Origin of the sequence: Blautia sp. KLE_1732_HM_1032 (genome assembly GCF_025147905.1) — a bacterium.
Taxonomy (GTDB): Bacteria; Bacillota; Clostridia; order Lachnospirales; family Lachnospiraceae; genus Blautia_A; species Blautia_A fusiformis.
Genome location: NZ_CP102266.1, coordinates 3,303,705 through 3,327,849 on the forward strand (window position 1 = coordinate 3,303,705; position 24,145 = coordinate 3,327,849).

General features: G+C 44.3%; 22 protein-coding genes. 3 read left to right on the forward strand and 19 right to left on the reverse strand.

Annotated elements, in window-relative coordinates:
• Nucleotides 1–87 precede the first annotated feature (87 nt).
• The 5 genes from NQ489_RS15665 to NQ489_RS15685 all read right to left on the reverse strand — a co-directional run bounded on the left by NQ489_RS15665 (nt 88) and on the right by NQ489_RS15685 (nt 5,634).
• Entirely contained in the window at nt 88–732 is a 645-nt protein-coding gene (locus NQ489_RS15665) for a GntR family transcriptional regulator (protein WP_021652085.1), read from the reverse strand.
• 142 nt (nt 733–874) lie between these two features.
• Nucleotides 875–1,267, reverse strand: coding sequence for a VOC family protein (locus NQ489_RS15670; RefSeq protein ID WP_015526181.1), 393 nt, complete (start codon nt 1,265–1,267; stop codon nt 875–877).
• 93 nt (nt 1,268–1,360) lie between these two features.
• The gene (locus tag NQ489_RS15675; protein ID WP_044961859.1) at nt 1,361–2,317 is read right to left on the reverse strand and encodes a carbohydrate kinase family protein; all 957 of its coding nucleotides are present in this window, start codon (nt 2,315–2,317) and stop codon (nt 1,361–1,363) included.
• A gap of 278 nt (nt 2,318–2,595) precedes the next feature.
• The gene (locus NQ489_RS15680; RefSeq protein ID WP_021652082.1) at nt 2,596–3,954 is read right to left on the reverse strand and encodes a GntP family permease; all 1,359 of its coding nucleotides are present in this window, start codon (nt 3,952–3,954) and stop codon (nt 2,596–2,598) included.
• A gap of 63 nt (nt 3,955–4,017) precedes the next feature.
• Nucleotides 4,018–5,634 (reverse strand): mannitol dehydrogenase family protein, encoded by a 1,617-nt coding sequence (locus tag NQ489_RS15685; protein ID WP_021652081.1) that lies wholly within the window; start codon nt 5,632–5,634, stop codon nt 4,018–4,020.
• A gap of 404 nt (nt 5,635–6,038) precedes the next feature.
• On the opposite strand from NQ489_RS15685, the gene NQ489_RS15690 reads away from it, so the two are divergent.
• The 3 genes from NQ489_RS15690 to NQ489_RS15700 all read left to right on the forward strand — a co-directional run bounded on the left by NQ489_RS15690 (nt 6,039) and on the right by NQ489_RS15700 (nt 8,563).
• Nucleotides 6,039–6,176, forward strand: coding sequence for a hypothetical protein (locus NQ489_RS15690; protein ID WP_199579967.1), 138 nt, complete (start codon nt 6,039–6,041; stop codon nt 6,174–6,176).
• Nucleotides 6,139–7,236 (forward strand): RNA-guided endonuclease TnpB family protein, encoded by a 1,098-nt coding sequence (locus NQ489_RS15695; protein WP_173740993.1) that lies wholly within the window; start codon nt 6,139–6,141, stop codon nt 7,234–7,236. Before NQ489_RS15690 ends, NQ489_RS15695 begins: the two co-directional genes overlap by 38 nt.
• A gap of 193 nt (nt 7,237–7,429) precedes the next feature.
• Entirely contained in the window at nt 7,430–8,563 is a 1,134-nt protein-coding gene (locus NQ489_RS15700; RefSeq protein ID WP_044962240.1) for an ROK family transcriptional regulator, read from the forward strand.
• Nucleotides 8,564–8,672: 109 nt separating this feature from the next.
• On the opposite strand, the gene udk is transcribed toward NQ489_RS15700, so the two are convergent.
• From udk to NQ489_RS15770, 14 genes are all read right to left on the reverse strand, one after another.
• Nucleotides 8,673–9,293 carry a uridine kinase gene (gene udk / locus NQ489_RS15705; protein WP_021652753.1) on the reverse strand — a complete coding sequence of 207 codons (621 nt, stop codon included), beginning with the start codon at nt 9,291–9,293 and terminating at the stop codon, nt 8,673–8,675.
• A gap of 175 nt (nt 9,294–9,468) precedes the next feature.
• A complete protein-coding gene (locus tag NQ489_RS15710) occupies nt 9,469–10,347 on the reverse strand; it encodes a methylenetetrahydrofolate reductase (protein ID WP_015526188.1) in 879 nt (292 codons plus the stop codon).
• Between the two features lie 124 nt (nt 10,348–10,471).
• Nucleotides 10,472–11,092: a methylenetetrahydrofolate reductase C-terminal domain-containing protein gene (locus NQ489_RS15715; protein ID WP_015526189.1), complete on the reverse strand. Its 621-nt coding sequence runs from the start codon at nt 11,090–11,092 to the stop codon at nt 10,472–10,474.
• Between the two features lies 1 nt (nt 11,093).
• On the reverse strand, nt 11,094–13,058 hold the full coding sequence (gene rsxC / locus NQ489_RS15720) for an electron transport complex subunit RsxC (protein ID WP_021652751.1): 1,965 nt from the start codon (nt 13,056–13,058) through the stop codon (nt 11,094–11,096).
• 419 nt (nt 13,059–13,477) lie between these two features.
• A complete protein-coding gene (locus tag NQ489_RS15725) occupies nt 13,478–14,002 on the reverse strand; it encodes a hypothetical protein (RefSeq protein ID WP_022426202.1) in 525 nt (174 codons plus the stop codon).
• 111 nt (nt 14,003–14,113) lie between these two features.
• Nucleotides 14,114–14,740: a response regulator transcription factor gene (locus NQ489_RS15730; protein WP_022426201.1), complete on the reverse strand. Its 627-nt coding sequence runs from the start codon at nt 14,738–14,740 to the stop codon at nt 14,114–14,116.
• Nucleotides 14,688–16,031: an ATP-binding protein gene (locus tag NQ489_RS15735; protein WP_021652748.1), complete on the reverse strand. Its 1,344-nt coding sequence runs from the start codon at nt 16,029–16,031 to the stop codon at nt 14,688–14,690. The genes NQ489_RS15730 and NQ489_RS15735 overlap by 53 nt, the downstream gene beginning before the upstream one ends.
• On the reverse strand, nt 16,028–17,695 hold the full coding sequence (locus tag NQ489_RS15740) for a histidine kinase N-terminal 7TM domain-containing protein (RefSeq protein WP_021652747.1): 1,668 nt from the start codon (nt 17,693–17,695) through the stop codon (nt 16,028–16,030). The genes NQ489_RS15735 and NQ489_RS15740 overlap by 4 nt, the downstream gene beginning before the upstream one ends.
• A 146-nt stretch (nt 17,696–17,841) precedes the next feature.
• A complete protein-coding gene (locus NQ489_RS15745) occupies nt 17,842–18,795 on the reverse strand; it encodes a DUF4428 domain-containing protein (RefSeq protein ID WP_021652746.1) in 954 nt (317 codons plus the stop codon).
• 162 nt (nt 18,796–18,957) lie between these two features.
• Nucleotides 18,958–20,694, reverse strand: a complete 1,737-nt coding sequence (locus NQ489_RS15750) for a S8 family peptidase (protein ID WP_021652745.1) — start codon at nt 20,692–20,694, stop codon at nt 18,958–18,960.
• On the reverse strand, nt 20,676–20,966 hold the full coding sequence (locus NQ489_RS15755) for a hypothetical protein (RefSeq protein WP_022426196.1): 291 nt from the start codon (nt 20,964–20,966) through the stop codon (nt 20,676–20,678). Before NQ489_RS15755 ends, NQ489_RS15750 begins: the two co-directional genes overlap by 19 nt.
• Before the next feature lie 50 nt (nt 20,967–21,016).
• Nucleotides 21,017–22,714 (reverse strand): carbon starvation CstA family protein, encoded by a 1,698-nt coding sequence (locus NQ489_RS15760; RefSeq protein ID WP_021652743.1) that lies wholly within the window; start codon nt 22,712–22,714, stop codon nt 21,017–21,019.
• A gap of 509 nt (nt 22,715–23,223) precedes the next feature.
• Entirely contained in the window at nt 23,224–23,445 is a 222-nt protein-coding gene (locus NQ489_RS15765; RefSeq protein ID WP_015526212.1) for a hypothetical protein, read from the reverse strand.
• Between the two features lie 177 nt (nt 23,446–23,622).
• On the reverse strand, nt 23,623–24,120 hold the full coding sequence (locus NQ489_RS15770; RefSeq protein WP_021652741.1) for a nitroreductase family protein: 498 nt from the start codon (nt 24,118–24,120) through the stop codon (nt 23,623–23,625).
• Nucleotides 24,121–24,145 lie beyond the last annotated feature (25 nt).

The following is a 24,145-nucleotide window of genomic DNA, read 5'->3' on the forward strand; positions in this document are numbered from 1 at the left end:
AATAACAATTAACAATTTCGGCGTTTTGTAAAAATTATCTGTTCTGTTTTTGTATACTTTTTACAGAAAAATGGTGATTTCTACAGCCTAATTATACCGTTGCACAAAGTTCTTACAACTGCTTTTTATATGTTTCTGCATACGCAGATAACATTCCATAGCATCACCTTTTCGAATACTTTCTACAATTTCCTCATGCTCTTTCAGAGATTTTCTTACGTACTCTTCTTCATTTACCAGTACGCCTCTAGACAGTCCGTTCCACAGTTCTGACAGCATATTTTTAAGTTTATCATTTCCTGCTGCTGTCCATAATTCCATGTGCAAAGTCTGATTGAGACTTGAATAACTTTCAAAATCACCTTTTTCTATCTCTTCTCTGGAAACCTTGAGGATCTGATCAATCCTCTGAAGATCGATCTTATTTTCACAACACAAAACACAGGCTTCACTTTCCAGTGCCGCCCGCACCTGAAAATGTTCGCGGATCGTTTTTTCATTCACTCCAAGAACTACTGCACGTTTATTTCGCTCCAGTTCCAGAAGTCCATCTCTTGCCAGAATCTGAAAGGCTTCTCTTGTAGGTGTAATGGACACTCCAAGTTCCTGCGCAGTACTTTCCAGTGTCAGAATTTCCCCCGCCGGAATTTTTTTTGAAAGAATTGCCTCTCTGAGATTCGCCGCAATCTTTTCTCTTATGGGTAAAGTCTTTATTGGTTTAAGTCCCAGCATGTATATACTCCTGTTCTTATAGATCTTTTTTATTTAGATGAATATTAACAGTATTCTATTCTAGCGTATTTTTACTGTATTGTAAATTCCCATTAAGACAGGTACCCACATTCTTGCAGGAGACTTAACTGACTTACACATTTTATAAATACTGGCTGAACTCCACCTTCTCCTTATTCGGTCCCTCAATAGTAAAGAACTTCACACCATTCTCCCAGAACGGCAGGAAATGGACTTCATCATTGGTAGTATTCAGTCCGGCTGCTGTCACCAGCTCGTGGACTTTCTCCACATCCTTCACATCAATGGCAACATGGTCAATGGCGCCGGATTCCATTTTTGCTGCTTTGTTCTCGTAAGTCTCGATCACAAGATTTCCAAGCTTCAGGAAAGCAACCTTCTCATTGGCAGCCTCGTTCACCGTCTGGAAAGCGATCTTAAATCCCAGTGCCTCATAAAATTTAATGGTTGTCTCAATATCATTGGTTGGCACACCTACGTGCTGAACTCCGTTCATCTGATCTTTTAAATTCATTTCAAAACCCCATCCTTTCATAAATCTGACATACTCATAAACACAATCGCTTCGCAATTTAGATTCAACTCTGCTACAGTTTTATGAATACGATCACTTTGCAATTCTGCGTTCCACCTGTGCAAGCTCCGGCATTGCCGGGATCGCACCTTTTTTCTCCACGCAGAGACTGGCCACTGCATTGCCGAAACGGGCAAATTCCTTCAGATCCTCCTGGGTCAGCTCGTCCAGATGTTTCTCTGCTGTGCTGACTTTGTACAGGAAACCGCCCCAGAAAGAATCTCCGGCTCCGTTCGTGTCTGCGATCTGTTTCACTGCAAATCCCGGTACCATACAGCCGCCATCCTTGCCGTAAAGATATGCTCCTTCGCCGCCAAGTGTAACTGCCACAACTTTCACGCCCTGGCTGTACAGTGCTTCTGCTGCTTCCCGGACATCCTTATGATCTGTCAGAAGTTCTGTCTCTTCATCCGAAATCTTCATAAGATCCACATAGGGAACCAGGCTTCTCATATGCTTCTTCGCTGTCTTTTCATCCGGCCACAGAGATGCACGGTAATTGGGATCGTAAGAAATCACGCTGCCCTTGTTTTTTGCTCTTTTTACCGCATAAAACGTGGTATCTCTTGCAGGCTGATCCGTCAGGGACAGGGATCCAACATGAAAAATATGGGTATGATCCAGCACATCCACATCCACTTCTTCCTTCTGGATCTTCGTATCCGCTCCCGGTTTTCTTGCAAAAGAGAAAGTCCTCTCTCCAGTCTCGCTGACTTCCACAAAAGCCAGTGTAGTAAAATAATTTTCGTCCAGGAGCATACCCTTGGTATCCACGTTTTCTTTCTCAAGAACAGATTTCAGGAACTTTCCGTGCATATCTTTTCCTGCTTTACCGATAAATGCAGTATGAGCTCCCAGTCTGCTGGCTGCAACTGCAACATTGGCAGGTGCACCGCCCGGATTTCTGGCATACAGCATCTGTCCATCCTCATTGATATCCTGAGATGTAAAATCGATCAGGATCTCACCAAAGGTTGTGATATCATAGATGGATCTTTTCACAGCATCTCCTGTGTCCACAATAAGGTTCTGATCAAGCAGCTGAAAAAGGATCTTCTCGCATTCTTTCTCATTATCTGTATGTATATGAAGCTCTCCCTCGTCAAACTCAGGCATACTTAAGACACCAAGCATAGACTTCGCATTTACAACATAACGGCCATAACATAATTCTACATCATAGGGGATGGATTCTGCAACACTTACCAGCTTTCTTGCATTCTGCATTGTGCCTAAAATTACTTTTACTATCATTTTTGTCTACTCTCCTATGCAAACAGGCTGATCACAACAGCACAGACCAGACCTGTTACTCCTACGATGGTTTCCATCATTGTCCAGGATTTCAGGGTTGTTTTCTCATCAATCTCAAGAAGGGAACCTACCAGCCAGAATCCGGAGTCATTTACATGGCTGAATGCCGTTGCGCCTCCGTTGATGGCACAGACCATTGCTGCCAGATAAACCGGTGACAGGTCTGCAACTCCGGGCATAGCAGCCATAATTCCTGCTGCCATTGTCATAGCCACAACTGCCGCACCAACCGATGCACGGATCAGAGCTGCAATAAGGAATGCAACCAGTACAAGCGGAAGTCCGCTTTTTTCCAGGGCTGGTCCTATAATATTTCCCATACCGCAGTCCTGCAGCACCCAGCGGATGATACCTCCGCCTGTGATGACCAGAAGAATCTGTCCGGTAGGCTTCAGAGAACGATCCAGAATCTTCTTTAACTGCTCTCCATTGTAGCCTTGTTTCTTTCCGAGAAAATACATGGCAAGCAATACTGCTATGATCAGTGCCACAAAAGGCGTTCCCAGAAACTGCAGAACCGGACGGACCACATCAAGTCCCGGAATATATTCAGAAACTGTATTGCACAGGATCAGTACCAGCGGAACAAGAATGATACATAATACTGTAGAAAACTTCGGAAGATTGGCTTCTTCTTCCTCACGTACCTCCTGGATATTGGAGGGCAGCCCTGTGTTGATCTTTTTGCCGATAAATTTGGACCATAAGATTCCCGCAAAGATCAGAGATAAAATACCTACCGGCACACCTACTGCGATCAGCACTCCAAGATCCACATTCAGCATATTTGCCACCAGAACAGATCCTGCTGACGGCGGAATGAATGCAAAACCGGTAGCAAGGCCCGCAAGAAGCGGGATTACATAATATAAAGTAGATTTCTTTGTTTTCTTCGCAAGTCCGAATGCCAGAGGAATCAGGATCACAACGCCTGCCTCAAAGAATACCGTAGTTCCTACCACAAGTCCTGTAATTCCAAGAGCGATCCCCGCTTTTTTCTCACCGAATTTGTTTATCAGTGTCTGGGCAACGCACTGTGCGCCACCAGACACTTCCAATATCCCACCGAACAGAGAGCCCAGTCCGATCAGGAGTATGATTCCCTGTAAAGTTTCTCCTGCGCCGTTTTCCACAGTGCTTACTAGTGTTGGAACCGGCATTCCGGCACCAAGCCCGATAACCAGTGCAGCGATCAGCAGAGATAAAACCGGGTGGATCTTAAATTTTATGATAAGTAACAATAATAATAAAATTCCTGCCGCTGCCGCGATCAACAGTCTTGCCGGATCTGCCGCAAATACCGGTTCTGTCATCTTTCCATTTACCTCATTTCTCTTTATTCAATACTTACATAAACTGTTCTCGTAACCCTGGTTTTATTTTACATATTTATGAATAGTCGCCTTTACAGCTCCGGGTCCTGCGATCATCTCACGGAACATATCCTCGATCTTCTCTCCGACACCATCTTTATAAAGGTCTGTGAAGAACAGTCTCTCATTGGAAAGGATCGGCTTCAGCTGATCCTTGAAGGTTTCCGGTTTTCCGATCACGATATCGCCAAGCTGCTCTGTGATCTCCTCATTCATCGGGTCCGGTGCAAGCTCAAATTTGTTTCCTTCGTCATCTACAGCCAGCATGTATCTCAGCCAGCCTGCGATTCCCAGCGGGATTGCTGTCAGTCTGGAAGCATCTCCAAATTTCTTCACATATGCTTTTACAGTCTCACCGAAACGGATACCTACCATCTGGGACACATCTACAGCCAGACGAAGGTTGGTATCTCCAAGATACTCATTCGGGAAACGGTCATTAAAAAGCTCATCCACAAATGCCTGTGGGGAAAGGATTCCAGGATCTGCAACTACCGGAAGTCCCTCGTCATAAGCAACCATACGGGCCATTTTCATCATATCTTCGTTGGTGTTCAGCATATGTGCAAAGAGATCATATCCAAGTACCACACCAAGAGGGCCGGTTGCGGAATGTACCGGATTCAGGCATACGGTTACTTTCATTCTCTCGGAGAGATTGACGGTATCTCTGTCTGCCATGTATACGCCGAAGCCTTTTTCCAAAGCAGGGCGTCCGTTGGGGAAGCTGTCCTCGATAACAAGATACTGTGGCTTCTCAGCATTAACAAATGGTGCAATATATGTTTTCTTTCCTGTGATCACCGGCTGCATGTCTTCAACGCCAAGCTTCTCAAGGTCTGCTGCGATCTGCTCGCTTGGTCGAGGTGTGATCTTGTCGATCATGGTCCACGGGAATGCAACCACCTTCTCATCCGTTACATAATCTACAAAGCCATCATCTACAAAGCCTGCTTTATGCCATTCCTCTGTCATAGTCAGCACGGACTCACGAAGCTTGGCGCCGTTCTGTGAGCAGTTATCCATAGATACCAGAGCGATCGGATATTTCCCTGCTTTATATCTCTCATTCAGCATAGCCACAAGAACTGCCATTGCTCCCGTTGCCTTATCCGGTCCGTTTTTAATATCTGCTTCCACAAACGGGAACCATGTTCCGTCTGCTTTCTGGAGTGCATAGCCCTTCTCTGTGATCGTGAAAGAAACCAGCTGCAGAGATTTAGCCGCAAAAATTTCTTTCAGGCGGTTCCATTGTCCAGCATCAGATGACTGTGCTTTCACTGCTTCTGCAAGTGCCCCAAGAACTTTGTACTCACGGGTTCCATCACCGTGAAGGATGACATTTAAGCCAAGGTTGTCATATGGCGCGTAAATCTTATCTACTACGTCATAATCAAAGGTCTCTACACATGTGATACCTCTGTCAAGAACTCCCTCTTCCAGAAGACCATCTGCAATACCGCCGATAAATACACGGAAGATATTTCCGATTCCGAAATGTACCCAGCCTGGTTCCTTCTTCGCTTTCTCAGTAACTGCCTCTACATCGTATCCTGGAAGATTGATGCCTGCTTTCTCCCATGCTTCACGCTCTTTGATTCCTTCTCTTGTTAATTTCATGATAGAACCTCCTTTTTTTCGTTCATTTCGTTATTTATGTCTTTTACTTATGTTTATGTCTTAACTGTAAGTAGAGTATAAAACTTTCCTTTTTAAAAATCTATTGGCAAAGCGTCTAATTTTACTCTTATTTTTTTGTTTACTTTTACCCGTTCTCCCCTACATTGCATTTCCCGCAAATTTATACTAAAATACATTTAACAAATGTAGCAAGAATTCTCTCACCTCTTCAGGTGGTGAGATGAATTGCACATCGGAGCATGTCTGCTCAAAAAAATCTCTATAGTATAAAAGAAACACTTGTTCTCCCTTCCCTGATGTAGTATGCTGAAAAGAACAATTAGTTCATAAATACATATCCGTTGATATAAGAAAAAGGATGATAAATATAATGGAGTTAGACCATGAAAGATGCATTCTGGGGTCAGATCTTCGGTCTGCTCAGTGCAGGCGGAGCAACGATTGAAACGATACGGCAGTATATAGAAAGCCAGGGTGAGAAGAATGAACCGCGCCGTAAAAATAAGGATTTATCCAAATAAAGAGCAGAGAGTTCAGATAGAGCAAACAATCGGCTGCAGCCGCTTTATCTATAACCAGATGCTTGCAGATAAGATCAGCTATTACCAGAAAGAAAAAAAGATGCTCCGGAACACACCGGCCGGATATAAAAAGGAATATCCATGGCTGAAGGAGGTGGATTCCCTTGCCCTGGCGAATGCGCAGCTGCATCTGGAAAGTGCGTTCCGGAAGTTTTTTCGGGAACCAGCCTGCGGATTTCCACGTTATAAATCAAAGAAGCATGCAAGAAATTCATATACGACCAATGCACTAAACGGAAATATCCTTTTGCAGGATACCCATCTGAAGCTTCCAAAGATGTCCGTCATAAGGATAAAACTTCACCGTCAGATTCCATCAGACTGGAAACTGAAGTCTGTAACTGTGAGCCGTGAGCCATCCGGGAAATATTTTGCCAGCCTTTTGTTCTGCTGTGAGAACCAAACAGTGGAAAAAAGACCGGCAGAGAGATTTCTTGGGATCGATTTTGCCATGCAGGGAATGTGTGTATTTTCTACAGGAGAAAGAGCCGGGTACCCTATGTTTTACAGAAAAGCAGAGAAAAAACTTGCAAGAGAACAGAGAAAGCTCTCTCACTGTGAAAAAGAAAGCCGGAACTATCAGAAACAGAAAAAAAGGGTAGCTTTATGTCATGAAAAGATAAAGAATCAGAGAAAAGATTTCCAGCATAAGCTCAGTAGGGAGCTTGCGGAAAGATATGATGCAGTATGTGTGGAAGATCTGAATCTGAAGGGAATGTCCGGAGGGCTGCACCTTGGGAAAGGTGTGCAGGATAACGGGTACGGGCAGTTTCTGTTCATGCTGGGATACAAGCTGGAAGAATGTGGAAAACATCTTATAAAAGTAGACCGTTATTTTGCATCCAGCAAGATCTGCAGTCTATGCGGACATAAGAAAAAGGAACTGGCATTGTCGGATAGAATGTATGTTTGTGAATGTGGAAACAGGATGGACCGGGATGTGAATGCAGCAGTCAACATCCGTGAAGAAGGAAAAAGAATCTATAAAGAATGTGCCTGACGGCACAAGAAAAAAATCCGTAACCGGATAAACATAAAAAACAAAACCGCGGGACACGCGGGGATAGCCTGTTTTAGCTTTGCCCTAAAGGGTAATCGAGCAGGAAGCCCCCACTTCAAAATCGTAAGATTTAAGTGGTGGGAGCATGTCACGACTTAAACATATCTATAATTACTTTTATCAGGAGAATCTCATGAGTGAAAAAGGATTAACCACCATCAATTTAAAAAAAATAAACCGCTCCAAGGTTTACCAATATATATACAAAACACACCAGACTTCCAAAATGCAGATCGTCCAGGATCTTCAGATGGGGCTTTCCACCGTAAGCCAGAACCTGAACCTGCTGGAAAAAGAAGGGCTTATTGACAGAAACGGATATTTTGATTCCACAGGTGGTCGAAAGGCCCAGGCCATCCAGATCGTCTCGGATTTCCGGATTTCCATTGGAATCGGGATCCTGAAAAACATGTTCCATATCACAGCAATCGACTTATATGGAAATGCCTTTTATACAGAAACCATTGCTCTTCCCTATTCCAACACAGAAGAATATTACAGACAGCTGACCGATAAAGTACGAAAATTCATCGCAGAAAATCACTATCCGAATGAAAAGATCCTGGGTATTTCCATTGCCACACAGGGGATCACTTCTCCGGATAATTCCACTGTGATCTACGGAAACATCATGAACAATACCGGAATGAAACTGGAGGATTTTTCCCGGCATCTTCCTTACCCCTGCCATCTGGAACATGATTCCAAATCCGCTGCTTTTCTGGAGCTGTGGAATCACCCGGAGCTTGACAGTGCTGTCGTGTTCCTTCTGAACCGAAACCTGGGCGGTGCCATTATCACCAATCATCAAATTCATCAGGGAAGTTCCATGCACAGCGGAACCCTTGAGCATATGTGCGTCAATCCTGACGGCCCTTTATGTTACTGCGGAAACCATGGCTGTCTGGAAACCTACTGCTCTGCCAACGCTCTGGAACAGTCTGCCGGGATGCCTGTGAAGGAATTTTTCCCTCTGCTCCGCGAAAAAAAATCCCCCCGGCTTGCTGAGCACTGGGAAGATTATCTGAACCATCTGGCCTTTGCCATGAAAAATCTGAACCTGATCATCGATGCACCGATCATCATCAGCGGATATCTGGCACCTTATTTTACAGAAGAAGATATTAATTATCTGTTAGAACACATCAACACAGACGCACCATTCACCCTGGACAGAAGCCAGATTCTGGTCGGCACCCACGGGCAGTATACACCTGCCATTGGTGCAGCTTTATATTATGTAGAGAAATTTACACAGAGCGTGTGAATACAGACATATTCACCTGAACCGGTCAAAAAAGCATGTCATACACAGCCAGACGGATACAATCTGATCCGCTCTGTCCTAGAGTATGACATGCTTTTTATTTTACTTATTATTTTTTCAGTTCTTTCAGCAGCTGCCCGATTTTTGACACAAACAGATCAAAGGCCACATTATTCTTACCGCTGTTGATCACAATATCTGCTTTCGCCCGTGTGGGCTCCACGTACAGATAATGCATCGGTTTTACTGTGGTAAGATACTGATCGATGATTCCGTTTAAATCCCGTCCACGTTCCTCCACATCTCTGGAGATACGTCTTAAGATCCTCTCATCTGCATCTGCTTCCACATAAACCTTGATATCCAGAAGATCTCGGATACGGGGATCTGCAAGAAGCAGGATTCCCTCTACCAGAATGACCGGTCTTGGTTCGATCTTCAGCACTTTGTCGGAGCGGTTGTGCTGACTGTAATCGTATACCGGACATTGGATGGTTTTGCCCTCCCTGAGTTCTTTGAGATGCTCGACCAGAAGATCGGTTTCCAGTGAATCCGGGTGATCGTAATTCACCTTCACACGTTCTTCAAAAGGAATTCCGTCCTGTCTGCGGTAGTAATTGTCATGATAGATCACCACCACATCGTCTCCGAAATGCTTCTTCAGTCTGTTTGTAAATGTAGATTTGCCGGAGCCTGACCCTCCGGCGATCCCGATAATAATACTTTCCATCGTCTCTTTACCTCTTAAGCTAGAATTCTTCCGCTGTGGATCCCGCAGGCTTCCCGAAGAGTTTTTCCGTATAAAGAAGCTTTTTCTTACACAAAAGCTGCCCGGTCGGTGTGCATCTCCTGCATCCGGTTCCGGACAGCTTTTCTGGTTATTTTTTATAAAGCAATCGTTCTGATCAGATCTCAGCCTGCTCCAGAAGTGCCGGGATCTTGGATTCCCATCCAAGTGCCATGATATGTACACCCTGGCAGTATGGCTTACACTCTTTGATGATACGTGCAGCGATCTCAACACCTGTGATACCAGCTTTTGTCTTCTCTTTGTCAGCTTTCAGCTCCTCGATCATCTCATCCGGAACATGGATGCCGGCAACGTTGTTGTTCATGAACTTAGCCATTCCAGCAGACTTCGGAATGATGATACCAACCTGTACCGGTTTTCCGAACTGTTTTGCTTTTTCCATAAATTTGATGAATTTCTCCGGCTCAAATACAGCCTGTGTCTGGAAGTAGTCTGCACCTGCAGCAACCTTTCTTTCCATCTTTGCAAGCTGAGCGTCAACGGAATCGCTGCATGGAGATACAACGGCACCCTTGGAGAATTTCGGAGGCTCACCAACCAGCTGGTTTCCTCCAAGATCTACACCGGACTCGAGAAGCTGTACTGTATGAAGAAGAGATACAGAATCAAGATCGAATACCGGTTTTGCCTGCGGATGATCACCCATCTTCGTATGGTCACCTGTCAGACAGAGGATGTTCTCAATACCAAGCATAGCAGCACTTAAAAGATCAGACTCCAGTGCGATACGGTTTCTGTCACGGCATGCAAGCTGGAAGATCGGATCCATTCCGGCGTCTTTGAGAACTTTACACATTGCAAGAGATCCAAGACGCATAACCGAAGACTGGTTATCTGTTACATTGACTGCATGAACGCCCTTGAGATAAGTTTTGGCTTCTTCTACCAGTTCATCTACATGGATCCCTTTTGGCGGTCCTACTTCTGCAGAAACTACAAATTCACCACGGTCGAATAATTCTTTCATTTTCATATTATATTTGCTCCAATCATTTAAAATTTGGGGTACGGTCCACCTGCTCTGCAACATACATTGCGGAATATTTCCGATGAACCGTATCATAATTTAATTTGGCTTCTTAATAAATCTTTGCTTATTATTTCACTTCATCATCTGTAGCGAAATTATGGATCTGTGTCGGGCATTTCAGTGCGTCAAGGCGTCCGATCTCTTTCAGACGTCTGTAGATGCGCTCCCATCCACACTCCATATCACTGTCCACCTCGCATTTACCATTCTTGGAACCGCCGCACTGGCCGTTGACAAGACTCTTGGAGCATGCTGTGATCGGGCAGATCCCGCCGGTAAGGTTCAGATAACACTCACCACACTGGTCACATTTATATTCTAACGGTGTTACACCCTGGAAACCAGGTACCGGGTATGTATCGCAGGCTGCGCATACCATCTTGTCTTCCAGATATTCTGCGATGGTCTGTACACCAACACCACAGGAGAATACCAGGACCAGATCCGCTTCCCTGATCTTATCCATGTGTTTCTGAAGACGTAACTGCATATTTTCCGGATTACAGATATAATCCGTTGTCATGATCCCTGTCACATTTCCTTCAGCGAAAAGCTCCTTCTGAAGTTCAACAGCTTCTTTTTCCGGAAAACGAACTTCCTTGCATCCATGGCAGTTGATGATAAAAACTTTCTTTCCGGCTGCCAGTGATACGATAGTTTCTTTTGCTTTTAACTGGGTAATCAACATATCACTTCATCCCCCTTACTGCATTTTTTCCGGCTTTGATACTGTTAATGATCGGAATCTTGGAAGAACAGATATACTGACAGCATCTGCACTCAACACAGTCCATGACATTCATGTCCTTCATGCCCTGCCAGTTCTCTTCTTTCGCATATTTTACGAAATACAGAGGAGAAAGTTCCATCGGACATACGTCCACACAGCGTCCGCACTTGATACATGGCTGCTCTTTGGTCTCGTCTGTATCAATGGCGATGATACCGTTGGAGCCCTTCATCATAGGTACCTCCAGAGTGTTCAGAGGGAATCCCATCATAGGTCCGCCCATCTTGACCAGAACATCGTCATCTGTAAATCCACCGCAGTAATCGATCAGCTCTTTTACGCTGGTACCGATCTTGATGATAAAGTTGCCAGGATTCTTGATCTTCTCGCCTGTTACGGTTGCAACACGCTCGATCAGCGGCATACCCTTCTGGATCGCATCGGAGATCGCTTTTACAGTACTGATATTATCTACGATAACGCCAACATCTGCCGGAAGGCCGCCGCTTGGAACCTTTCTGCCCATGACGCGCTTGATGAGAGTTTTCTCAGCACCCTGCGGGTATTTGGTTCTTGCAACAAAAACTTCCATATTTCCGATATCGGCAACTTTTTCCTGCATTAATTCGATCGCATCCTGCTTGTTATCCTCGATGACAATGATGCCCTTCTCAGCACCTGTTGTCTTAAGGATCGCTTTCAGACCGAAAATAATATCATCAGCAAACTCAAGGAGAACCTTATGGTCTGCTGTTAAATATGGCTCACACTCACATCCGTTGAGAAGGATGGTATCAACCGGCTTCGCAGGTTTCAGTTTAACACAGGTCGGGAAACCTGCACCACCCATACCAACGATTCCGGCATCCTTTACGATCTCAATGATCTCATCCGGTGTAAGTTCGTCCAGGGCTTTATGTGGCTGTACGGATTCGTGCAGAGTATTTTTTCCGTCGGATTCGATGACAACTGCCATCACCTCACTGCCTCTTGTACCATGCATACGTGGCTCAACAGCAACTACGGTTCCGCTTACACTGGAATGTACCGGTGCGCTGATAAATCCGGCAGCTTCTCCGATCTTCTGTCCAACCTTTACTGTGTCGCCTACTTCCACGATCGGGTTAGCAGGTGCACCAAGATGCTGGGACATGGAGATCACAACCGTCTTCGGATCCGGGAATTTCTTCAAATCGATATGCTCGCTGAATTCCTTGTGCTCTGACGGATGAACGCCACCATAGTATCCGTTCAGTCTGTCCTCTCTAATAGACTTCACGTAATCATTGATCACCTTAAAGTTAACCTTGGAGTAATCACGTACCTGTACCGGCTGGTTCAGGAACTCTTCCAGACGACCCTGTTTTGCCAGTCTCTGGTAGATCTTCTCCCATGCGCAGTCCTTGTTAGGATCCACTTCACATTTCCCGTTCTTTGCTCCGCCGCACTGTCCATTCACAAGACTCTTGGAACAGTCGACGATAGGACAGACGCCTCCGGTAATGTTCAGATAGCACTGTGCACATGCATCACAGCTCTTTTTGGTAAGTGCCATGCCGTGATGGCCTCTGTAGTTAAGGGTATTACTTGCTGCGATCACCGGCTTACCGGTCAGATCTGCAACAGTCTGGATACCAAGACCACAGGAGATCACAACTACATTCTCTGTACCTTCCGGCAGCAGATCCTGTAATTTTCTTTCTGTGTGCATCTTGTTGCACAGAAAATCGAATTTCGCACTGCCTGTGACGGTTTTTCCCTGCTCCGCAGCAAATTTCAGGAATTCCTCGCAATCCGGTTCGTCAACGGTCTCAAATTCCTTGAAACACTTGTTACAGGCGATTACAAACAGATTGTCCCTGCCGTTCAGCACTGATGCAAGCTCATCACTGCTTTTCAGCTTGTACTTAGTATAGTTTTCCAATTGCTCACCTTCCTTATAAAGATTATATCCTTATGATTATCTGCTCTTATCCGTTCCCTCCTTCTCTGCACTCCCAGGAAAGAAACAATAAAACCAAATAAATAAGTTCTTTGTTATTTGTTCAGCCCTTCGAAAATCCCGGTCCCAAAAAAGGCCGCAGTATTTCCTCTGACCGCTACAATAAATGTACCATAATTTGAACATATTATCCAGTTTTATTAGCTATTTTTATAAATTTATTCTATGATTTCATCCCAATCGTCTATGGATGTACGGATATTTGTACAACTTCTGTTATGCTGCATGCGTTAGTTATATGCAACTTATATAATTTTGTTTATAAAATATCCTTTTTATGCATTGAGCATATTGCACAAGGATTTTATCTTTAACAGGGCAGATCCGACAGGTGTCTTTTGTCATGGGGTAAGACGCTGTCCGCAATATTCACAGGTGCTCAGACGACCTTTTATTACCTGATTCTTTGCACCGCAGCTGGGGCAGGTAACTGTAATATAGATCTTCTCATTTACGCGTCTGTTCGGTGCAGTGATCATAATATAATTTCCTTCTCTGTCTATCTGGATATTCCGGATATATCCCCCCGCAATAAATTTTTCCAGCTTTTTCACTGCACCTTTTCCCAGTTCCTGCTCAAACTTTTCAAATGAGACAGTATTCTGGGCATAGGATTCAAACCAGCAGGCAATTTCTCCAGCTTTTTTCTTCTTTAATGCTTTTTGAATTTCCCGGAAGGTTGGATACAGAAACAGCAATCCAAGTATGATCTCTGTTGCTGCCATTCCCCAGCGCCCTTCACCAATATACTTCTCCGATGCGCCAATAGCTCCCAGGGAAAAAAGTATAAAAAAGCCACAAAGAACCCATTTCAGTTTCCCAAGTATTCCTGTTTTTTTATTTTTTTCTGTCAAAAAATCGCTCATGTCTATTTCCTCTTTCCTATTATTCAAAATCTTATGCTATATTTGTGAATGCTCCGTCAGCTCACGCCAAACTCCCTCTGTCCGAATATGTTTCTGCATTCTGTGGATCTTCTATTTCAGTGTGGTTACGATCAGTTTACTTTCCAGTGCAGCTGCTATCAGATCCTCTTTGCAGCTGTATCCCGCCTTGGCAATCATTTCCTGAAAATTCCATCTCACCCCAGAAGCAGAACAGTCCATTTTCCTTGCGATCTCGGAATATGACATCCCGTGAATATACAGGCGCAGCATCTCCAGCTGTCTGGGACTGATATCACCGCTTGTGATCCAGTTAAGTTCCACCTCCGGTGCCACATCCGGAAATACATGCTCCCCATTTAACGTTCTGTAGATCACACTCCGTATTTCCTCTTCACCGTGATCCTTATACCATAGACTGTCTGCACATCCGCTCTTTGCTCTTTCCAGCACCTTGGGATCGATCAGCGAAGTAACAACCAATACCTTTGTATATGGATATTTTTCCCTGATGATCTTTCCGGCACTCAGCCCATCATGATTATGAAATGTCTGCACATCCATAAGCACAAGATCAATTGCCGAGTAAGAGCAGATCTTTACAGCTTCACAGGCATCCGAAACTGTCTGGACATGTCGGAATTCCGGTTCCCGCATAATAATACTTTCAAAATACTTCTGCATGATCCTCTGATCTTCTACTATCAGTATCCGTACCATAGACTCCCATCCTTTCTGTCAGTGGCATTTTCAACACCAGACAAAACTCCGGCGAAAAAGAAACCTGCATAATACATTTCTCTGACTCCGCAGCTTTTCTCAGTGCAGACAGACCACCACCTTCTTCTGCATTTTTTTCAGGTGCATCTCCATCATTCGTTATCCGGATGCTGTATTCATTTGCACCTTTTTCTATCTTCACCAGAACTGTACTTCCATGGGCATGTCTGGCACAATTTGTCACACATTCACGGATCGCTCTGTCTGTCAGCAGCCTGTAGGAGGGATGTTGAGGAAAATTCCCGCTGATCTGAACATAAATTCCAAGTTCTTCTGCATGCCTGATCGTATCCGCGCATAATTCTTCCATATTCTCAACAGAAGAATCTGTAAGAATATAGACCAGATGCTTTAGTGCAGATAGCTGTTCATCCATTTTATCCTGATTTTCTTTTCTTTCCAATATCCTGCGTATTGACAGAAGGCTTCGGCCAAAATTGTCATGAACCTGCATTTTCATGGCAAGTGTCTCCTGCTCTCTTATTTTATCTCCGATTTTTTCATACATTTCCTCCAGCTTATGATTCAGGATTTCCAGCTTTTCATTATTTGCTCTGATCTTTTCACCATTGTAATAAATTTCTGATACATTAACTGCCACTGTCTGCAGATATCCTGCACAATCCGGCTCCTGCAGACGATATTCCTGAAACATCCAGACGGAATCATCCGGAAAATAAAATACATTACTGTCACTGTTTAATCTGCGAAGTCCCTCTGCTTCGGATCCTCCATTTATTACTTTCCGCAATGCCTCATAATCCTGCAGATAGGAGCCTGTCATTATCCTGCTCAGTTCATGCATCTTAGTGTTGCATAAAACGATCCTTCCAAGAGGATCCGAAAAACACACCCCACATGGAACATCATCAACAGCTTCATTCACAGACCAGTAAGACAGAGAATGATGATATCTGCGTCTCTCTCTCCAGATTGCCCAGCAAAGATAAAGCAACAATACCACCATCGCTGCCATCAAAACACTGACCGGACACATTCGGAGCATTAGCTGATATGCGCTTTCCCCCTGGCAATATCTGTGATCATTCATCAGGAACCCCATAAGCATAAAAGAAACTGCAAAAACAGTCACTGCTGTTATAATTTTCTTTTTCCCGTAAAAACAGGTTATCCTGATCAACAGAAGGATCAATTCCAGAATCAGGCAGATTTCAAGAAGGATCATCAAAAAATCCTGCATTGCCATACTGCATTCCGCAAAATCAGTCATCTTCCGCCTCTCTTTCTGAATACGATACATCCGATAAACCATTCGTTTTCATCTTCCTGCTGCACATTTAATTCCGGTCTTTCTGACATTAATCCCCGAAGATCTGCTTCTGCTACAATATGAACCGAGATCCGCAAAGCATCATCGATCTGCGACACACGGTAAAAAACAGACTGCATTGTATCAAACAATCGTTCCACAAGCCATTCAAAGGTATCATAGCATTTTAGTATATCATCTGCATTCAGCTGCACTTCACCATTTTCGACATAATAAGCTGCCCGGATCTTACATAATTTTAAGCTGTCACAGGATTCCGCAAGACTCTGTCTGAGATCCTCCATTGTAAGCAGATTTCCGTCTGATGCATATTGTGTCAATACCAGATTTTTTCTTCTTTTTAAATATGTACCAACAACCACGATTTTTCCCAGGATCCGGTCATAGTGTTCCCTTGGCTCCGTTCTTTCCAGCTCATCCATCAGCTGTGACAGCAATTCCAGCTGCCCGGCTGTCTGATTCTGTATCATGTTCAGCAGTCGGTTCTGTTCTTCTGTTTTTCTCCGCTCAGCTTCTTTCTGATAGGTTTTCTGCAGCAGACGATTTCTGGCAGTCAGCTCCTCCTGCTGTTCCCGGATATCCTGATACTGATCCAGAAGCACCGAAATATCTTCTGACCAGAACAAATGTCCTCCTCTTATAGGAATATGGTTGATCCGGATTCCCTGTTCCTGTACAGCTGATCTGTTTATTACAATTTTACGCAGTTCCGGTGACAGCTCAGGAAAATCACCGGAATGATAATAACGCTGAAAGGAATCATCCGTAATCTCTGCATCCAGTCCTCCGGAGGTCTGGAATAATTCAAAATATCGATTGTTCGTCTGTATCAGGCCGCATAATATACATCCCTGGTAAATTGCCGCCATCAAAAGGCAGCATACCGCTGTCATATCTCCGGCAATTGTTTTGATCAGAGGCAGACGGAGTAAATTCCCGATATTCCATCCCAGAAGCAATATTCCCGGAATAACCGGCAGCCAAAATTGCTTTCTTCCCGGAATCCTGCTTTTTCTGATCAGCATAATTTCCATCCATATCAGGCAAAATATGATCCATCCCTGGATCACTATAAAAAGAATACCATAGCTGTAATCTCTGTCCGAAAACGGAGGCCGCCCGGAAAACCGAAACACCAGCTGATGCAGGTCATTTGTAAAAACACAGACGATCATAATCACCGCAAAAACCAGCAAAACAATAATTTTTCTGCCCGTTTTCTCGCCGTCCTTTTCACCAAGAAACATCGCTGCTGCCAGTCCAAGGACCGGTATCAGGATCATCGGGATATAATACAGATACCAGCAGATATGTTCTCCAAGCGGATCATGAAAAATATGAAATTTTACTGTCCGTACAAAAAACCAGAAGACCATCAGACAGCCAATTGCAGTCAGACATCTGCGCGTTTTTCTATGCACTACATGCTTTTCCAGATAAATCACCCAGGCACAATACATTCCCAGATAAATACAGTTACGACACTGATCTGCGAGATTTCTCATAAAAACATTTTCCGGTCTTCCCAGCCTGCAGAAATACGCCAGAAATACACTTATCAGGATTCCTCCATACGACAGTGCCCTTTTTTTATTGTATGTCATGAAAATTCCTCTCTCATCAATACACCTCTGTGATAAGTATACTATAAAGTTCTATTTTATTATATAGTTTTCAGAGAAACCATCCATTCTCAACCCCTGTTATCACAAACAGAGTGAACAATTCTGTCCACTCTGTCTATCATCACTCAAAATGGTCTTGGCTGGCCACAGTATTCGCAGAATCTTCCGGTATTCTCTGCACCGCACTGACATTTCCACAAACCGCCGGGCTGCTGCATTCCGTTGTTCATCTGCATTCCAGATTGCTGCATTCCGTTGTTCATATTCATCCCAGGCTGCTGCATTCCACTGTTCATGTTCATTCCGGACTGCTGCATTCCATTGTTCATGTACATCCCGGACTGCTGCATTCCGCTGTTCATGTTCATCCCGGGCTGCTGCATTCCATTGTTCATGTTCATTCCGGACTGCTGCATTCCATTGTTCATGTACATCCCGGACTGCTGCATTCCGCTGTTCATGTTCATTCCGGGCTGCTGCATTCCAGCCGCATTTGGTGTCAGGGCGGCTATGATCTGATGACCTGTCTGCTCCACTTCCATCAATTCACCTCTGTTATCGCTGCTTATGGAAAAAGTATTCAAACGAAAATCCATATCATCAAACCATGGAGTTTTTACTTTAATACGCATAGTATAATCAAATTCATACTTATATACCGGTGGCTGATAGCTTACGGTTTCTCCATCCTTTGTTGTATATGTTTCCTCGTTCTGCTGTCGCTCTACATCAACTCTGCACTGCACAACAGCGGATAAAGGAACTATATCCGGATTTTCATTGACATCCAGCTTCCGTGCAACAGTAAAATTCCCCTTATTGTCATCAATAAAAACATTGTAATTTCTGGTATTGATCTGACGTGTTATACAAAAATCCATTACGGCTTTTTTGTTTTTTTCACGATATTCCAGTTGACGTTTTATATCCTCTACCGTACTGTGCCGCCGGTCTTCAAACCATGGTGACAATTTTTTTGCACAATCCTTACACAGATTTCCGTCATCCAGTTTTCTGTTGCCTAATAAACCTATTTTCTCTCCGCAGATATCACAGATCTTCTTATCAAATAATCCCATACCCAATCCTCCTTCTTTTTATATTTGTGTTTTTGTTTATCTACATTATGCGTGAATGCTTCGCCATTTGCACTAGCATCTCTGACAGTAACTGAATTCATCTTCATATCAATGTCAGGATCATAAGGCTCGTATCTGAAAATCCTGTCCGTTTCTATATGTTCAGGATATGCCGTATGGGATACTCTCTGCCAGACACAACCGTCCCCATCCCACCTCCACATTCGGATATTCCTCATATCCGCCCACACTCTGTGCGCCTTTCCTCAGATACGCCTTCACCTTTTCCCCATAAAGAAACGGATCATTTCCTTTCACGATCCCCCATTCCATAAGCAGAGCTGCGCTTCCGCTGACAAAGGGTGCCGCAAAGGAGGTTCCGGTGACAGTGGCGTAGCCTCCGCCGGGAACCGGGGCGGAGATGGATACACCGGGAGCTGCGAGGTCAGGCTTCCGGATCGGCAAGAACTGACTTCCCCTTCCGGAAAAATCTGCGTAGGCATTCTGTCTGGAATCATAAGCTCCAACAGAAATAACTTTTCCGGCAGTGGAAGGAATCGTCAAAGTTCCCACAGCCCGCGGAGAATAAAACCCGGTTCCGCGATTCAGTACATTTCCACCCGGCAGCCAGAGGAAATACTGTCCGGAGCGCACACGTTTTCCACTTAAAAGAACTTTCCAGACACCGCTATCCACATAATTACCCTCAGGAATGAAATCTATGTAGATTTCCTGGGACAGCTGATAGGGACCGGGTTTTCCATAATAGATCAAAAGCTCTGTATTTTCCAGCAGATGCCGCTGTGGACCCAGCCTTTCATATAATGGACCGATCCGTTCTCCGGACGGACTTTCCAGATAAATTTCCATCTCATCTTCATAATCCTTCCATAACTGTACATTTAATGTGGGCTCAAAAGCTCCCACCGCCAACTGGATTTCTTCTGTTTTCCCCTGCTGCAGGATTCCTCCTGCATGCCAGGGCTGGCTGCCGTTATTTCCGGTTCCTGTAACGATCACAGTCCGCCCCATGGCCGCAACTGTATCAATATAGTTTTCCAGAAGAGAATCCCCTCTGTGAGAACCATAATTATTCCCAAAGCTGACGTTTATAACGATCGGTTTTCTCATCTTCACTGCCTGCCGTATCAGGTAATCAATACCCTCCATCAGCTCCGTTGTCCGCGGAAATGAATTTTCCCGTGGATTTCCCATTTTTACCACTAGAAGATCACTTCTATACGCAACGCCTCGATTCACTCCATCCGATGCTCTCCCATTTCCTGCTGCTATTCCAAGAACTGCTGTTCCATGTCCGCTGAAATCTCCAGACGGAACAAGGCGCCTGCCTTCGGTTTCCCCGAGTGCAAGCGCCTCATCAATTTCTTCCTTCGTATATTCAGTTCCTGATACATAGCCTTTCGGTGGATTTCCAGCTACACTCTGATCCCACAGTCGCAGGATCCGGGTACTGCCATCCTCGTTTCTGAAATCCGGATGGAAATAGTCCACTCCGGAATCCACAATGCCCACCAAAATACCTTCGCCGGTTAAGCCATCGGCTCCATTCTGCACTGGTAAAATGCAGCTTGCCTCCCGCTCTTCAAAGGTCTCAAAGTAGAGTCTCTTGGGCTTTTCTATAAACTCGATCTGCTCTCTGACTGAGTATGCAGAAATTTCCGCTTCCGGCAGTGTCACTACTGCATAACCACCAAGCAGCGGGACCACCTGGATCCGCTCACCACCAAGTCCGCTTTCCGGGCCACTGTATTTCACGATCACATCCCACAACCTGGTGGTGGGATCATATCCCACATTCAGATTTTCCGATTTTGCCCGTTCCTGCGGCAGGGCATTCATGGCAAGATTAAGAAGATTCTCTATTTTCTGATCTGGCATAAGGCTTTCATTTCCATTGATACATTTTTTTTATTATATGCAAAGCCTTCGTTTAAAGCACCAACCATCTGTTCCAGCATTTCTCTTTTAATTCCGGGAACGAAGCTTAACAACTGACGAAGCGGCATTCCTTCCATCATCGCAGCCATCATTTCCTGATTATTTAAAAAGACCCTTGGTTTTTCTGTCAGCGCATTTATTTTGCGCAGCAAGCTGGAGGAAGGTAAAGAATTGCTGCAATACACTAACAAATCCATCAGTACGATCAGCACCTTTTATGCCTCTTCAGCCAAACAGAAATCCGTGATCTCATCCGATAATATTATGCTGTTGCTTTTTTATCATCTGTCTTCTCAAGCAGTTTCTTCACGCCCTGGATTGCTACCAGTACACCAAGGATCAGCAGTAATACTGCAAATACAAGCTGTAAGGTGTTTCCAAGATCCAGCCCTGTTGTTACCAGTGCCTTTGAAAGCTTTGTGATGGTCATGCCAAGTGCTGTGAAGGTAACTGCCATCATGAATACCATCGGGATCCAGAGCATGCAGCCCTGACGTTTTGTTTTCTTTAAGAATACTGCACAGGCTACAAGAGCGAGTACAGATAACAGCTGGTTTGCGGAGCCGAACAGCGGCCAGATTTCTGCATAGCCGACCTTTGTAAGCATGTAGGCAAGTACCAGTGTAATGACTGTTGCGAAATATTTATTTGTTACTACCTTCAGGAACGGGCTCATGTTTTCCTCATCTGTATCAGAATCAAGGAAAAATTCCTGGAATGACAGACGTCCGACTCTGGCCACAGAATCAAGAGAGGTCAGTGCAAATGCGGATACAGCAAGGTTGATCAGGGTAAATACCAGGGAATGCGGAAGGCCAACTACAGAAAGGAAGTTTGCGATAGCACCTGCAAAAATCTGCGGCTGTGTTGTAAGTCCCTGTGCTGCTGCTTCACCGTCTGCAAAGGATGCAACTGCGATCAGTGCGATGATGGCAAGCATACTTTCCATCAGCATTGCTCCAAAGGAAACAGGAAGCATGTTTTTCTCATTTTTGATCTGCTTGGATGCAGTACCGGAAGATACCAGTGAATGGAAGCCGGAAACAGCACCGCAGGCAATGGTTACAAACAGGATCGGGAACATATACTGTCCGTCTACGTTAAAGCTTGTAAATGCCTTCAGGTTACAGGAAGGATTGGCAACAAATACACCGATAACCGCACCGACGATCATAAAAATGAGCAGATAGCTGTTCAGATAATCACGTGGCTGAAGCAGTGCCCATACAGGAGCGACACTGGCGATCAGGATGTATACAAAAATGATGATATGCCAGGTTCCAAGACTTACATACATGGGGAAATTAAGTCCCAGCACAATTGCTGCTACCAGCAGTAAAATTGCGACTGCAGTGTTGACCCATTTGTTGAATTTTGTATATTTAAGGAAAAATCCAAGTGCAACAGCCTCAAATATAAATAACATGGAAGTGGTTGCAACAGCTCCGTTTGCCGCTACCTTTGTAACTGTTCCTGCATCATTTGCGACAAATCCGTTAAAGGTTCCTGCTACAACATCTGCAAATGCGGCAACGACCAGAATACAGAACAGCCAGCAGAATAAAAGAAATAATTTTTTTCCAAGCTTTCCGATATACGCTTCGATGATATATCCTATAGTACGTCCTTTATTCTTTACGGATGCATACATGGATGCAAAATCCTGCACAGCTCCGAAAAATACACCACCGATGAGGATCCATAACAGAACCGGCAGCCAACCGAAAATTGCGGCCTGGATCGGTCCGTTGATGGGACCTGCACCTGCTATGGATGCAAACTGATGTCCAAATACTACATTTGTATCAGCCGGTACATAATCAACTCCGTCCTCCATTTCGTATGCCGGAGTTTTTGCTTTCGGATCAATGCCCCATTTGTTCTGGAGATAACGGCCATACAGAAGATATGCGCCTCCGAGAACTACAATGGCTATGATCATCATTGTTATTCCGTTCATAATATCAACTCTCTTTCCTTTGTATTTTTATATATTAAAAAAGCCCCTGCTATCCTTTCGGATAACAAAGGCGGAATGTTCCGTGGTACCACTCTGTATTCTCATATTTATCACTAAATACAACCACTTAATGCTGTCTCTTCAAACAGCCTCTTCTGTAACGTGAAGACTACGTCCCGGCTTACTTAAAGATTTCTATTCAGCGGGATGCTCCCAGGTGATATCACAAAATACCTTCTGCCGCTTCTCATCAGCCTGCGGCTCTCTGTGATCCGGCCTGCTTTTTGTGGTCTGTCCTGTTCCATGCATTTCTCTTTTTTATTTATCTAATGTTTTACTCCTTTTTTTATAAAAATTCAACAAATAATTTATATATATTTTACAAATTTGCATATGTTTTTTTATGCATTTTTTAGGTAAAAGCCAAAACACGGCGTATGTAACGAAGCCAGATCTGATCCCAGCTCTGCTTTACGATCCGTTTTCCGCCACATACGCCGCATTATCCATTATTCAGAAAATGTATATCTTACCATGTATCCTTTTCCGTCACCGGTTACAATCACGACTCCGCCATCGGGATTCTCGATCTTATCAATGATCGGAAATCTTCCTTTTTCTTTTACGAAAGCTTCCGGACTCTCGATCTTTGCTTCAACGATCTCCTGCTGAGAATGACGATCGCCACCGCAAGGATTAATGGTTTCAATAATGATCTCATATTCCTTCATACCCTTCACCTCTTTCATTTAATGCAGTTTTTCAGTTCTTATACTTACATTTTATCGTAAAAATCCCGATCATGCAAAATGCGTTCTGCACAAATTTTCAGAGGATTTATTGGTATTTTTCACTACATTCAGACTTCTTCTGTTTCCGGATGTTATCTTCCTCAAAGAAGGCTTTTTTTATTCTACAAAGTGGATCCTGCTTTTATCAAAACGATCCTGCTGCATTCTGCTCTCTGCCGGGTATCCCAGGGCAAAAAGAGAAAATACCTCCACATTCTCCGGAAGCTTCAGAATATCATGGACCAACGCCATACGATCCTTAAGCGGTGCAATTCCGATCCACACGCCGCCAAGTCCCAGTGCATCCGTTTCCAGCCAGATATTCTCCTGTGCGATAGACATATCGATCTGTGCCATATCCTGAACAGGCAATCCCTCTTTCCGATATACCGGAACGATCACAACCGGTGCACCTGCTGCACATCCTGAATAGGGAGTGGCTTTGGAAAGTTCCAGTATCTTCTCCTTATCTGTCACAACATAAAATTCCCACGGCTGCTGATTACACGCGCTTGGCGCCTGCATACCTGCTTTCAGGATCTGAAGGAGTTTTTCCTTCTCTACGGGTTTATCTTCATATTTACGGATACTTACTCTGTGAAAAATATTCTCCATGATATTCTCTCCTCGTCTTTATGAT